General features: G+C 59.1%; 17 protein-coding genes and 1 tRNA gene. 11 read left to right on the top strand and 7 right to left on the bottom strand.

What is annotated here, in order from left to right:
- Positions 1 to 69: 69 nt before the first annotated feature.
- Together GN330_RS22600 and GN330_RS22595 are read left to right on the top strand one after the other, a co-directional pair.
- Positions 70 to 870 (top strand): phage tail protein, encoded by an 801-nt coding sequence (locus GN330_RS22600; protein WP_246188836.1) that lies wholly within the window; start codon positions 70 to 72, stop codon positions 868 to 870.
- Between the two features lie 118 nt (positions 871 to 988).
- Complete coding sequence (locus GN330_RS22595) at positions 989 to 3799, top strand: right-handed parallel beta-helix repeat-containing protein (RefSeq protein WP_156715868.1); 2811 nt, start codon at positions 989 to 991, stop codon at positions 3797 to 3799.
- A gap of 22 nt (positions 3800 to 3821) precedes the next feature.
- On the opposite strand, the gene GN330_RS22590 is transcribed toward GN330_RS22595, so the two are convergent.
- Together GN330_RS22590 and GN330_RS22585 are read right to left on the bottom strand one after the other, a co-directional pair.
- Positions 3822 to 5174 (bottom strand): O-antigen ligase family protein, encoded by a 1353-nt coding sequence (locus GN330_RS22590; RefSeq protein WP_210252329.1) that lies wholly within the window; start codon positions 5172 to 5174, stop codon positions 3822 to 3824.
- A gap of 53 nt (positions 5175 to 5227) precedes the next feature.
- Positions 5228 to 5608, bottom strand: a complete 381-nt coding sequence (locus GN330_RS22585) for a hypothetical protein (RefSeq protein ID WP_156715864.1) — start codon at positions 5606 to 5608, stop codon at positions 5228 to 5230.
- A gap of 982 nt (positions 5609 to 6590) precedes the next feature.
- Between GN330_RS22585 and GN330_RS22575 the strand changes: the two genes are divergently transcribed.
- The 9 genes from GN330_RS22575 (at position 6591) to GN330_RS22535 (ending at position 10916) form a co-directional block, all read left to right on the top strand.
- On the top strand, positions 6591 to 7238 hold the full coding sequence (locus GN330_RS22575; RefSeq protein WP_156715859.1) for a lysozyme: 648 nt from the start codon (positions 6591 to 6593) through the stop codon (positions 7236 to 7238).
- A 41-nt stretch (positions 7239 to 7279) separates the two neighbouring features.
- Complete coding sequence (locus GN330_RS22570; protein WP_156715857.1) at positions 7280 to 7576, top strand: hypothetical protein; 297 nt, start codon at positions 7280 to 7282, stop codon at positions 7574 to 7576.
- 19 nt (positions 7577 to 7595) lie between these two features.
- Positions 7596 to 7856, top strand: a complete 261-nt coding sequence (locus tag GN330_RS22565) for a hypothetical protein (protein WP_156715855.1) — start codon at positions 7596 to 7598, stop codon at positions 7854 to 7856.
- Positions 7849 to 8232: a hypothetical protein gene (locus GN330_RS22560; protein ID WP_156715853.1), complete on the top strand. Its 384-nt coding sequence runs from the start codon at positions 7849 to 7851 to the stop codon at positions 8230 to 8232. Before GN330_RS22565 ends, GN330_RS22560 begins: the two co-directional genes overlap by 8 nt.
- Complete coding sequence (locus GN330_RS22555) at positions 8229 to 8483, top strand: hypothetical protein (protein ID WP_156715851.1); 255 nt, start codon at positions 8229 to 8231, stop codon at positions 8481 to 8483. The genes GN330_RS22560 and GN330_RS22555 overlap by 4 nt, the downstream gene beginning before the upstream one ends.
- 23 nt (positions 8484 to 8506) lie before the next feature.
- Positions 8507 to 9139, top strand: coding sequence for a S1 family peptidase (locus GN330_RS22550; RefSeq protein WP_156715849.1), 633 nt, complete (start codon positions 8507 to 8509; stop codon positions 9137 to 9139).
- Between the two features lie 3 nt (positions 9140 to 9142).
- Positions 9143 to 10285, top strand: a complete 1143-nt coding sequence (locus GN330_RS22545; protein WP_156715847.1) for an SDR family oxidoreductase — start codon at positions 9143 to 9145, stop codon at positions 10283 to 10285.
- An 88-nt stretch (positions 10286 to 10373) separates the two neighbouring features.
- Positions 10374 to 10544 carry a hypothetical protein gene (locus tag GN330_RS22540; protein WP_156715845.1) on the top strand — a complete coding sequence of 57 codons (171 nt, stop codon included), beginning with the start codon at positions 10374 to 10376 and terminating at the stop codon, positions 10542 to 10544.
- A gap of 78 nt (positions 10545 to 10622) precedes the next feature.
- Positions 10623 to 10916 (top strand): hypothetical protein, encoded by a 294-nt coding sequence (locus tag GN330_RS22535; protein ID WP_156715843.1) that lies wholly within the window; start codon positions 10623 to 10625, stop codon positions 10914 to 10916.
- Between the two features lie 286 nt (positions 10917 to 11202).
- Here GN330_RS22535 and GN330_RS22530 read toward each other — a convergent pair whose 3' ends face one another.
- The 5 genes from GN330_RS22530 to GN330_RS23605 all read right to left on the bottom strand — a co-directional run.
- Positions 11203 to 11508, bottom strand: a complete 306-nt coding sequence (locus GN330_RS22530; RefSeq protein ID WP_156715841.1) for an RNA-binding protein — start codon at positions 11506 to 11508, stop codon at positions 11203 to 11205.
- Positions 11509 to 11995: 487 nt separating this feature from the next.
- Entirely contained in the window at positions 11996 to 12325 is a 330-nt protein-coding gene (locus GN330_RS22525; protein WP_156715839.1) for a hypothetical protein, read from the bottom strand.
- Between the two features lie 15 nt (positions 12326 to 12340).
- Positions 12341 to 12417: transfer RNA gene (locus GN330_RS22520), tRNA-Arg, on the bottom strand.
- Positions 12418 to 12454: 37 nt separating this feature from the next.
- Positions 12455 to 12721 carry a hypothetical protein gene (locus GN330_RS22515; RefSeq protein ID WP_156715837.1) on the bottom strand — a complete coding sequence of 89 codons (267 nt, stop codon included), beginning with the start codon at positions 12719 to 12721 and terminating at the stop codon, positions 12455 to 12457.
- 187 nt (positions 12722 to 12908) lie between these two features.
- The coding region (locus GN330_RS23605; protein ID WP_210252328.1) for a hypothetical protein at positions 12909 to 13099 on the bottom strand (191 nt) is incomplete at its 5' end.

Genomic DNA, 13099 nt, shown 5'->3' with positions numbered 1-13099 from the left:
TCCGCATCTCCGCCAATATCGCAATTCGCATGCCGTTCCGCAAGGGGCGGCTTTTTTATGGAGCAGCCCATGCCTAGAGCAGGCGGCGTTTATTCGCTTCCCGGCAGCTACAAGGCCACGACCGGCCAGCCGATCACTGTTGCCCAGCACAACCCCGTCCTGGAAGACATCGGGACGGCACTTACGGGGTCTTTGCCTCGCGATGGGTCTGCGGCCATGCAGGCCAACATGCCAATGGGCGCAAAGCGCGTCACGAATATGGCCGCCGGCACAGAGCCAACCGACGCCGTGACGCGAGCGCAGCTTGTCGCCCTTCTGCCCCCTGGGATTATCAACGATTACGCCGGCCCTTCGGCCCCCGCCGGTTGGCTGCTCTGTTACGGCCAAGCAGTATCCAGATCGACCTATTCGACGCTCTTTGCGGCAATCGGGACCACGTACGGGTCCGGCGACGGATCGACTACATTCAACCTTCCTGACCATCGCGGACGCGTAAGCGCCGGCAAAGACGATATGGGCGGCACGAGCGCCAATCGTCTTTCTTCCATTGGAAGCACAGCCTTGGGCGCTGTGGGCGGCTCGCAAACACATGTCCTTTCTATCGCGGAAATGCCGTCTCATAACCATGACGGGACTACCGGCAATGCCGGCGCGCACAACCACACCGTATCCGACAGCACGACGGCAGACGGAACCGGCTTTGACTTCGGCAGCGGCTATATCCAACCCGCTGTGGTGACCCGCGTGACTTCAGACGCACCCAATCACGCACACACCATCCCATCGCAGGGCGGAGGCGGGGCGCACAACAACGTGCAGCCGACAATCATCACGAATAAAATCATCTGGACTGGCATATTCAATGGCTGATATTCGGATTAGAGACCTACCGGCGGATACCTCTCCGGTAGACACGGACGTTGTGGCCATTGATGGTGCGACGACGCGTAAATCTACCCTTGCTGAAATCGTATCGGCCGGCCGCCCCATGGCTAACCAGGCCGAAGCGGAGGCTGGCGTCGATGCGCTGGCGGCGATGTCCCCCCTCACGACTAAGCAGGCTATCGATGCGCTTGGCGGTGCGCAGTTTGCCACAACGGCGCAGGGAACAAAGGCCGATACTGCCCTACAACCCGCCGCCGTTGGCGTCACTATTCAGGCCTATAACGACATGCTTTCGAGTGTGGCCGGGCTTTCCTATTCCAACGGCGATCTGATCTATGCCAATGGTGCGGCTTCGATGGCCCGCCTCGGCATTGCGCCGAACGGCTACTTCCTCATGTCGGACGGCTCGACCCCGGTATGGAGTTCGTCCGGCCCGACCGGAATGCTCGCGAGCGTCTACGACCCGCAGAATATCAGCAGCGATGTTTTCGACCGCGCCAACCACACCGGGACGCAGGCTATTTCGACGGTCAGCGGGCTTCAAGGCGCGCTCGACGCAAAGACGACCGGGTTCCCGACCAAATCCGCCGCCGAGGCTTACGCGCCCTCCGCCGCCCCTGATTTCATTCGGCTAGCTGGGCACACCTCCGCCGGCGATGGCGGCGGTGCGCTGTACAAGATGGTCGGCGCGGAGCCGTCGCATGCAGGAAAATTTTCGATCGCGCTTTCCGACGCCGTGACGGTCGTCTGGTATGAAATCGCGGAAAGTGTCCTAACTCATAAGATGCTCGGGGCGATTGGCGACGGCACAGTCGGGGCCGCCACTGGCGCCGACGACACCACCGCCGTCCAGAATGTTTTCGCGGTGGCGGCCGCAACGAAGGCGATCATGGTGGATGGCCAGGGGGCCGTCTACAGGATCACCGCCGGGACTACGGTCACTTTTCCGGTGATCCACGCCAACGCGACATATGTTCCTGACATCGGCCTCGATCCGGCGAGCCTGTTCGTCATCAACTCGTCGGGCGTGGTCACGCGGGACGTAATCGTTGACGCCGAGGGGATGACCTACACGCCGGCGACCACCGGCTCGCGGTTCGCCTTCATCACGAACACCGACAACGGGCAGCGGAAAGGCATCTATTTCGAGCGGGTGAAGGTCCGCAATTTCCTCTATCGGGGAACCAGCGGAACGCCACTTGGCGACCTAGACGTGGCCCATGCAATCCGCATCCAGTTCACCGAAGGGTTCGGAGTATGGGATTGCGAGATCGAGGACGTCAGCGGTTACGCGATTTTCATGATCGAGTGTTCGCAGGGGTCCGTCCTGCGCAACAAGGTGCTGAACGCCGTCTGGTATCCAATCTGCTGTTATGGGGCGGTGGCCGATGTCGAGATCGCACATAACACGGTCGACGGCGCCACCATCTATTTCGGCGGCGGCATCAACCTGCAGGGTGCCTTCCCTTACGACCGCATCCGAAACATCGACATCCACGACAATGTGCTGTCCGGCAGCTATGGGTACGGTCAGGTCATCCGGGGTGGGAGCTGCGATAATGTCCGCGTGTACCGCAACAAAATTCGCAACTGGAGCGTCAACCAGTATGCGTTTTCGACGACCTATGTGGGTATATATTTCTATGCGCGCGGCGTGACCGCCACCACGATCGCGGAAGACGTGACCGTTACGACCCCCGTCAACGACATCTCGATCACGCCTGTGACCGGGCTCACCTTGGCGGCCGGCGTCCCTTACGAGGTCAGGCTAGGCGACGAGATCGTGAAGATTGTCGCGGCCAATGCGAATAGCCCGACCGATACCGTCAACATCACGGAGCGCGGCCGGCTCGGAACGACGGCGACCACACATGCGTCAGGGACGATCCTGACGGACAATAACGGCCCTTGCCAGGATATCTGGATCGAAGACAACGAGATCGAGGCGCCCCACACGGTCGGCATCGCGACGAGCCTTATCGCGATTGAAGTTGACAATCCTCGCACGCCTGTGCGCGACCCGTCGTACAACAATGTCATTCGCGGCAATCGTCTCAAGCCGAGTTCGGACGGCACCGTCTACTGGAACGATGCTGTCGGGGTCAACGGGAACGTCGGCGGGTGTGTCGGGGTCGTGATCGAAGACAACAGCGGCGACGTTGATGCGACCAGTACGGTTGGCGGGGCCATATGGGTGAAGGCCGCAGGCGCGAACGGTCTGGTTTCGGACGTCTGGATCCACAACAACCGGCTGCGCAACGTGGCAGCAGGGAATGCCTCGACCATGCGCGGTGTGCTCCTTGAGTCGCACGCCGAACTCGTCCATTTCGGCGTCAACACGTTCGACGGCTTCTACACGAGCGTCTATGTCGCGTCCGGCTGCTCGTCGGATATTCGGCGCGGCTCACAGATCACCCTCAATCCGAAATCGGGCGGTGTAGAGTACAAGATGCTCGGTACGCTGCTGCCGTCCGGCGGGCTGCGCGCCCGCGCCGCTCTCACCGCGTACCCGACGACGGGTGTGTATGGCCAGATCGAGGCGGAAGCGGCTGGCGACGTGTCGTATATGCGAACCGCCCTTTATTCGCGCTCCGATACGCACCGTGGGGGCGTGCAGACGATCCAGGACGCGACGGGATTCAAGGTGTTCGAATTGAACCCGTTGGGCGGCGATGTTCACGCCGGCCAGCCGACTTCCCTGACCAGTGCCCCGCGCGGTTCCGTGAACCTCGAAGGCATCCTTGGCATTGACGGCGTGAAGGTCGTCGGCAACCGGATTGCAGGATGGGAAGACCCCACCGGGACCGATACGCGAACGACTTTCGTCACCAGCACCGTCACGACCGAGCAACTTGCCGAGCGTGTTATGGCGCTGATCCTCGACCTGAAAACCCACGGGTTGCTTGGTCCGTAGTTGCCTGCCGGCGACTGGTGGGCTACCTTACATCTCCACTGGAGAATAGGTCATGTCGATCACCGAGCGGTTGCTTATCGGTCTTCTCTATGCCGGCCTTGTTGTCGTTGCGCTGTCGGCCTCGTCGCTGTGACACGACGGCGGCCAGACCGCCGATAAGCAATGAGAATTGAGGCAGCGTCCACGCGGCCGAAATCAGCGAAAACACGCATATGGCGGCAATCGCCGCGAAGGCGGGGGCTGCGGTCGCGCCGCCTCTTAGCGCGTGAGATAGCAGCCCGATAAAGAACACGCCGAGGGACGCCAGCCCCAAGAGGCCCATGGTCATTGCTATCGATGCGGGGAAGTTGTGCATCATGTACACATACGGGTAAGTCTTCCCATTCGCGGCTTCCAGCCGATGGAGATAGTCAAGGTCGTTGTAGAAGTGGATTTCGGACGGGATCGGAAAGGCGAGACCCTTTCCGACTAGCGGCGACTCCATGAAATTCCGGTACGCGTATTCGATTTCGAGAACGCGCGAACCGTCACGACTGCCGAGGAACTTCCGCAGCCACGGTATGCCGGCTTCCACCTTTACGATAGCGGCCGGCGGGGCTTTGGTGACAGGCGGTGCTTTTGGCGCGGGCGGGTTCTTGGCGACGATCTTCTCTTCGTGCTCGCCGACTTTCATGTTTTGATCCAGCATACCGGATGCGTAAAACGGGGCGATAGCCAGCCCCGCGATCAGAACGACCGGTACGGCGCGCCGGCGGTATTCGGCCACAAACGGCAAGCTGACGGCAAAAGCGGCCAGAAGCCCGACAATGATGGCTATGTGCGACCTGTAGCCGCCACCGACCGTCAGAAGCCCGAAGATGAGCAGCAGTAGCCAGGTCATGCGTTGGCTGACCAGTTTCCGCCCGAAAAGCAGGACCGCGATCGCGACGAGATTGAAGGGCACGATCAAATTGTTGGACAGTGCCGTCCATCGATACGACCACAACAAGTCGACGTGACTGGATAGCTGCCAGAACGACAGCGCCGCCCAGGCAACGCAAGCGGCCAGAATGATCTTGAGTACTGCGGCTTCGTCTTCTTCTGTCTCGAGCGGCGCCAGGAAAAAGACGCCCATCAAGGCCAGTGGGGCGGCAGCGCGGAAGGCCCAATCGAAAACGGTTGTTCCGTTGGAGAGCGCGACGGGCAGTGAAATTGCGATTGACGCCAGGAAGGCCATAAGCCCGTAGGACGTAATGTTTCGGGGAATCGCAGGACGCGTCACCCACATTACGGCTAGTGCAGCGAGCGCCGCGCCGGCGACTGCCACGGCAATGAGATGTTTTTGCGGGGCATCCCCCATAAGTGCCGAGGCGGTCAGTACCACGGCGAATAGCATGTGCTGATATCGCATTCCCACACCCATTCTCGACGCCCCAAAGCCAAATACTGCTATTCCCGCGCGTCTGAAAGTGCAGACCTGAATTTTTCTATTTCGTGACGCGCGTTCGGTCCGGCCTCGCCTATGGCGATCTCAAATGCGGCATCGGCCATCGGCTCGGGCAGCACTTGCAGAATGCCCGAAATCAATCCCTCCAACGCTTCGGCGCGAGCGTCCGCCTTTCTCGAATCATCGGCCAGGCAGGCCATGACATGCTTCGGAGCAATGTTGTGCCCGTTCGCCCACCGCATGACTGTCCGGTTCGCCACGCCAAATTTTCGAGCGATTTTCGTCTGGTATCCCCACCCGTAGGCCGACTCCGCGAGCCGCTTGAACTCCGCTGCTTCGGCGGGAAAGCGGTTAAGCGTTTCGTTGCGTCTCGTGCCCGGCATCTGCCCGTCCCGTTGGAGGCGCGGCACCATAACCCGCGTAAACTCAAAATCACAATCCGAAAGGACAGATCATGGCTATGAAAGCCAGTAAGCGCGGTCTCGCAGAGATCGCGAGCCACGAGGGCATCATCGTGGACGTTTCGCTAGCTCATCGAGGGCAGCTTGCAGGCTTATGCCCTTGCGCTTTGCGCGCTGTGGTATCGCAGAAGCAGAATACCCAATTTTCTTTGCCGCATGGGACATAGGAAGCACTTCGCCATTGATATTGAGGAACACGGCTCTTGAGAGGTTCCCGTCGCGTCGCTTTTTCCCTATCGGCCAAGTTGCGGCTTGATGGTGCGACCAGCCAGCGCTGAGGCGCGTCCGGTAGGCCGCGTGCGTTATACCGTTGTCCCTGGCGATGTGCCACCAAAGTCTCCCGCTTGGGGCTTTCGCCACTAAACGACGATTCTCGCTTTGCGCCTGAGCGTCAGCCCAAATGCAATTGTGGGGTTCATAGTCCCCGTCAACATCGAGACGTTCGATAGAAAGGTCATCGCGGTATCCGCTATTGAGGGCCCAATCCTTGAACGCGGCGAATTCCTGCCACTCGCCGCATACCGTGATCCCGCGACCACCATAGTTAGCGTAGCCTGGGTCGCTCGTTCCGTAACAGCGTTTGCGCATCCCTTTCCATATATTGTGTAGGCGCGTTCCTGTGCCGCCGTGACTTCGACGCAGCGCTCCAATTCGCCGAGATCCAACACATCCGCAATTGGTGGACTTGCCATGGCGCAAGTCACCACCAACCACAGTGCGTTCAGTCCCGCAGTCGCAAACACAGCACCATCGGGCAGCGCCTTTCGGCGCATTCCCATCTTGATGCAGCACCGTCCACATACCAAAGCGCTTGCCGGTCAAATTGATGAGTCTTGGGTTCTTAGCCATAAAAGATCAATACCACGACACGGTAGGAAGTCAATAAGTAATAGGAAGCACAAACATGGCAAACAAGGTATCGACGGCGGGTCTAGTAGAGATTGCCGCGCACGAAGGGATAGTCAGTTCGCCCTACAAAGATAGCCAGGGCTATTGGACCGTGGGCATCGGCCACACGGCTTCGGCAGGATCGCCAGACCCGGCAACGAAACGCGGCGAATATTCGCTGTCCGAAATCATGGACATCTTCGCCCGCGATATCGCCAAATTCGAAAGGCGGGTGAACAAGGCCTTTACGCGCCCGCTCACGCAACAGCAGTTCGACGCGGCACTTTCCTTTGACTTCAATTCTGGCGGCATCCATCGAGCGACGTGGGTCAAGCTGTTCAATGCCGGCGACGACCGCGCCGCGCGCGAGGCGTTCATGCAGTGGCGCAAGCCCCCGGAGATCATCCCGCGCCGCCGCAAGGAACGAAACCTGTTCTTCGATGGCCGGTATTCCGGGAACGGCACTGCGGTGATGTATCCCGCGACCTCTAGCGGCAAGGTGATTTGGGGTCGCGGACGGCGTGTGAACGTCATGGAAATCCTTGACGGGGTTTCCGCGCCCGAGCCTCGCCAAACCGAGCCAAAAACCGCGCCATCTGGCAAGGCTTCGTTCTGGTCGTGGCTGTTCGGCATGATCGGCAAAATCCTGCGGGGTGGCAAGTGATGTGGCCATTCAGTCCACGAGAAGACAAGCAAACAATCCGGATGCTGCGTTCTGAGCTCGACCAGTTGGAGGACGCATATCTGGTTATCTGTCAACGGCTGGGCGCGTCGGAAACGGCGATGAAGGCGATGCAAAAAGCGCTGGATGATAACGGGCTGGCTGAAATCGCGAAGGTGGCGACTGCCGAAATCGCAGACATCTATGCGCGAAATTCAAGCGGCATACGAGGGCGGAACGTGGCAATTTTCACAGTTATCCACCGGGAGGTCAGCAAGGCGGCTCGCGGGCACCCCTCTTGGAATACCGCTGCAATCGCACGCGAAACATACGGCGATTGATGAGGCGGAAGGACAGGTCATGTGGCAACGTATCAAGCGATATTTCCGCGACTCCGAAACGCTCTTTTGGGCGCGGTTCCAGGCTGTTTTGGGCGTCGTGGCGGGCATCATCACATATGTCGAGCCGGAAGTGCTCGCGCCGCTTATGCCTGCCGAATGGTTTCCATACTTCCTCGTCGTGAACGGCATTCTGACCGAATACCTTCGCCGGCGTCGTGCCAGCGATTTGAATGGCGAGCCGGACCCGAAAGAACCAGACTGGGAGACAGGCGATGCTTAAACTCGTCAAGCTCCTGCTTGGATGGCTCACCGGCGGCACTCTCGACCGTATCCTTTCCACGGTCGATACGAAGATTAGCAACGACACCACGCGTGAAGCGGTCAAGGCCGATCTGGTTGCCGAATACCTCCGGGCACAGGTTTCCGTCCTGAATGGGCGAGGGTGGTGGTTTCCGATCCTGTTCCTCGCTCCTGCCGGGCTGTGGTTCGCCTCGGTATGCGTCTACAGCATTCTATGGTGCCAGTCGTGCGCATTCCCGCAGGAATGGACCATCGCCGCCCTGCCGTCTCCGCTTGACGAATGGATGGGCGCTATGATCGGATCGCTGTTCATCGGCAAGGCCGGTGCGGAGATTATTTCGAGGCTCCGAAAATGACCCGGCAGAACCTCACCGAAGCCGAAATCCACCAGATCGCGCATAAGGCGGCTAAAGAAGCCGTCCGAGAGACGTTCCTGATCATCGGCCTTGATGTCGATGAAGCCACTGAGGTGCAGGCCGACATGCGGCACTTGCGCGAGTGGCGACGGTCTATCGCCACCGTCAAGAAGCAAAGCCTCATCACAGCCGTTGGCATTGTCACGGCGGGCGTCATCGGCGCTATCTGGCTTTTTATCAAAGGCGACTAATCCCACCCAAATAGGAGGCTCCCATGCGTGTCCTTTACTGGATCGCGGCCGGATTGGTCGCGGTGTTGATGGCGCTTGTCGTCATGGGTCTGTCGAGCACCAAGGCGGATGATAACCACGCCGAGTCCACGGTCAAGGTCATGCCGGGCAATGGGCATGGTTCCGGTGTGCATATCGGGGGCGGCTTTGTCATCACTGCCGCGCATGTCGTGGAAGACGCGAAGGCCGTCACGCTCAAAAGCACCATGGGCGATATCCAGAAGGCGGAAGTCCTATGGGTGAACAATGCCTATGACGTGGCGCTGTTGAGGGCTTCCCGCCCCGAGCGATTGAGCGCGTCGGAACTGGCATGTGTCGTACCGCCTGTCGGTTCAAGTATCATGTCGATTGGCAATCCCGTTGATGTCGAGTTCACCCGCCATTGGGGCCGCGTTGCCGGCGGGGAGCGCTCCATAGGTCCATGGGGATCGTTGCTTGTCACAGACATTACGACCGTTCCGGGGCAATCTGGCGGGCCTGTCATGAACGCTGATGGAAAGGTCGTCGGCATCACGGTCGGCGTCATGACGGTACCAATGGGCTTCGCTAGCGCCACATATGTCGGCGTGGGTTTCATCGTGCCCGGCAAGACCATCTGCAACCTGCTTGCGAGGTGAGACATGCCGACGCCTCCAATCTCCGATGAAATCGCGATTGAAGCCTATCGAGCATGGAAGGAATACGGTAACAATATCGAAGCAGGTAAGGCCCTCGGCGTTTCCGATGTCACTATCAGCCGGCGTCGTAGAGAAGCCATCGCACGCGGCCTGCATCTATCCGAAGGCGTGCGCGGCGAAATCGCCAGTGCAAACCTCAATATAGGCGAAGCGCGCGGCGGATGGAAGCACGTCTACGACGGCGAAGGCAAGAAGACGGGCACGGTTCGATGGACCGCCCCGGAAGCGGACCCGGAAGATATCGCCGACAAGATTCGCGGCGCACTGGAAGGGCTCCCCCGTTCAAAGCCGATACCCGCGCCGGAACACGTCAACGCCGATCTTCTGACGCTCTATCCCATCGCGGATGCTCATATCGGTATGAGGGCATGGGGGCAGGAGGTCGGAGAGGATTACGACACCGATATTGCCTGCCGCCGTCTCAGGACCTGGGTGGCGCAATGCGTGGCGTCTTCACCGCCTTCCGACACGGCCGTCATCCTCGATGTTGGCGATTTGACCCATGCCGACGACCAGATGAACGCCACGCCGCGTTCGAAGCATGTGCTGGACGTGGATACGCGGTATTTCAAAACAATCGACATGACGATTGCGGCCCTCGCAACCGCTATTGAGGCCGCCGCGACCAAGCATAAGCGCGTCATAGTCCGCATTCTTCCCGGCAACCACAACCCGCACTCATATGTCGCCATCGTCATGGCATTGGCCGAGCGATATCGCGATGATTCAAGGATTTCAGTAGACAAAATCCCTGGGGAGTTCTTCGCAAAACAGTTTGGCAAAGTGATGATTGCGGCGCATCATGGCGACAAGGCAAAGGCCGATAGACTCGTCCTGTTTCTAGCCGATCAATATCCCGATATGTGGGGTTCGACACGGCATAGGTTCCTTTGGACCGGCCATCTCCATCACCACAAATCACAGGATATAGGCGGCGTCACTTGGGAACAGCTTCGGGCGGTCACGGATCGGGACGCTTACGCGACCAGTCACGCTTATTCCGCCCGATCCCAGCTACAGGCCATCACCTATCATCGCGAACATGGCGAGGTATCTCGCGTCAAAACATCAGCGTGGGCGGCATGACAAGAATCGCAGCAAGAACATACCTCAAATGGATAGGCCTATGCCTCAAGGCTAACATGGTCGTGTTCTTCATCGTGGGGTGCTTTCGATGACGGCAAGAGCATATATCCGCGTCACAATGGCAGAGGACGGCAAAACGCCCCAACGCGAGCTTATGCTGGACGGCCAGAAGGTCGCGGACCTATCCTATTTCGAGGTGTTGGAGTTCGCCATGCAGGCCGTGTCGTCGCTTCGATTTGAGGTCACAGGCAAGCGGTAGATCGCGAAAACGCTTCTTGACGCTTTCCCCACTCAGTGCCATCTATCCCGTTCTATTCAATGCGGGAGAACATGGACCATGGTGGAAATCACCGATATCAACAAGCTGCGGCCGGAACTGATGGATGTGACGGACGCTCAATTCGAAAGGCTCGCCACTGAATTTGAGATGGCGCGGATCGAACGGGCGCGGATCAAGGCCGAGAAGGTCGAGGCAGAAAAGCTCGGGAAGGCGCAACAGGCGTTTGACGATCTTCGCGAGGCCATAGACAAGCTGGCGGAACTCGGGCACCTGCCGCCGCGTCTCGTAGAGGTTCTAACGGATAAGGACGGCAAGCTGTCGCCGCACAAATTCCTTAAGCGCCCGCGTTAATCACCGATCTTCGCCCATCCGTCTTCATTCGTCGCCGGGCGCATGGTGAACGAGATGTTCTTGTCGGGCCGGCCAGCTTCCCTGCATTCCGAGCAATGGAAATGCGATGCCAGGTCTGCGGCCATGCACCCATGATCCGGCCCGAGCATGTCGGCTAGTGCGCCTAGGTCGATCCGGTGATGCCGCCAGCATCCTTCGCTGTTGCAGTGGACCCATATCGAATAGCCGCAATCCATGGCCTTTCGAATGGTGTCTATGCGAAGGGGGTAGGTGGGCGATTTTGTCTTCACGCCTTCCGTCCTTTCAGGATGGCGTCAATTGTGGATGCCCAGATGACTCTCGCCTCGTCGCGGTCCACGTCGATGTAGATGTTGTCTTCACTGCCGTCGAAGGTTTGGAAGTGCGAGAAGATTTCACCGCTTGGCAAAGTCTGATCATCGACATCCCTGATGGATAAGATAGCGGCTCGTGCCCAATCTTCGCACTCGCACGATCCACCCGAGTTTTTCGTGCGGTCGCAAAGTTGGCAAAGCGGGCTTTGTCGCTTTCGGCGGATCGCTCGTGTTGCTCTTTCAATCGCCGTGGCCGTCACTTCATCATCTCCATTATGGCGAGCTCGCTGCGGATTCGGAAGTGGCTCCGTATTCTATCTTCTCGTCAAAGGGCTACCAACGCGCCTATCAACAAGATGAGGCTAAAAACGCTTCCTACGCTGAGCGCGAACGCCACTATCGCAGTTGCTTCATACTTCCCAGCATCGATGAGGCGCGGGAGTGCGCCGAAAATCCCTCCGAGACATCCCGCGCTGAGAAGCGCGCCGAGGAAGACCTGAACGCCCAGCGGGAGATGGCGGATTGGGCCGAGGGTGTACTGTGGGCCACGTTGGCGAGTGTAGCGGTTACGGCGGTCGGTATAGTTTTCGTTTGGCGCACCCTGAACGCCAATACCGCCCTTTGGCGGAATAGCCGCCGAGATTGGTGCCTTTGATACATAAGGCTGGATAAACGCCCCTGCGTTCGCGGCAACGGCTATCACTAGCACGATTGCAGCGATTATGAGGACGGGGAGGGAGCGGCGCTCTATTCGCACGAGTTGCCGCCAAAATCTGGAGCGATTGCCTGAGGGTTTCGCGGCACCCAACCAAGTTTGGTGGCGCCGTCATACTCGTGCACCAGAAATACGCGTGTCTTGGTCCATGCGTACATAGGGAAGCAGTCCGCGCCGCCGAAACCGCAGTCAAATTCCTGGTCGAGCTTGCGCAGCCCATCTTCGCGCGACAGGACCACGTCTTCATCCGGCAATGGGGCACCGGACCTCCACCTATCATCATGCTTGCCGACGACCACCGCCTCAATCATCTCGCCAAATTCCCGTTCGGCGGACTCAAGCCATTCCTTGATGTTTGCCATCATTTGTCTCCATTATGGCGCGCTCGGCAGGGCTCGAACCTGCGGCCTGCGGATTCGAAGTCCGCCGCTCTATCCATCTGAGCTACGAGCGCTACCGGCGGTCGCGGTCTAATTCTCCACCGGCATCGATTAGTAGGGACCGACGCCACCCCCATTGCCGTTGGAATGCGCTTGAGGGGTGGTTGTTTCAAAGCGCACGCCGTGGATGATCCCGCGAGTTGCCGATCCGATGTCTATTGGCAACTCGTGCATTAGCCACCGCGTATCTTTGTAGAGCGCGGTCGTCGCCGCAACTCTATCCCCCGGTTCGGAGAAGGCTAGAGTGACCTTGACGTTACTCGGGTCGATATTGTTGGACTGTAGCCAAAGAACTAAGTGCCTGAATGCATCGATCATGTTCAATCCTTTATCTGAAACGCCAGCGGCGATAGCTTCCCGCTCTTTCTGCGAACATAGGGCGCACCTCGTCTAGGAGAGTGCATTGTGAGTCCCTCACGAGCAAGGAAGCGGCACAACTCGCCAAACACGGCGTCGTAGGCTGGTTGGTCTGCTGAGGCGCATTCGACAGGGGCGAGGGTTTCGGTCATGGTGCGAGGCCCGTGGTAATTTCCGTGGTAATTTCTGCGCCCAACCCTGCCACAGCAGTCCGTTTGTTCCGTTTTTGCTCCGCTTCGAAAATTCGGCTCTTGCGTTTTCGCGCCGAAAAGCATAGTGCGATCAATGCCATCCGGCAGTCGGAGCGTAGCGCAGCCTGGTAGCGCATCTGGTTTGGGA

The sequence above is a fragment of the Nitratireductor arenosus genome, assembly GCF_009742725.1.
Classification (GTDB): Bacteria; Pseudomonadota; Alphaproteobacteria; order Rhizobiales; family Rhizobiaceae; genus Mangrovimarina; species Mangrovimarina arenosa.
Note: the sequence above shows the minus strand (reverse complement) of the source record. Positions and strands in the feature narration are given on the sequence as shown.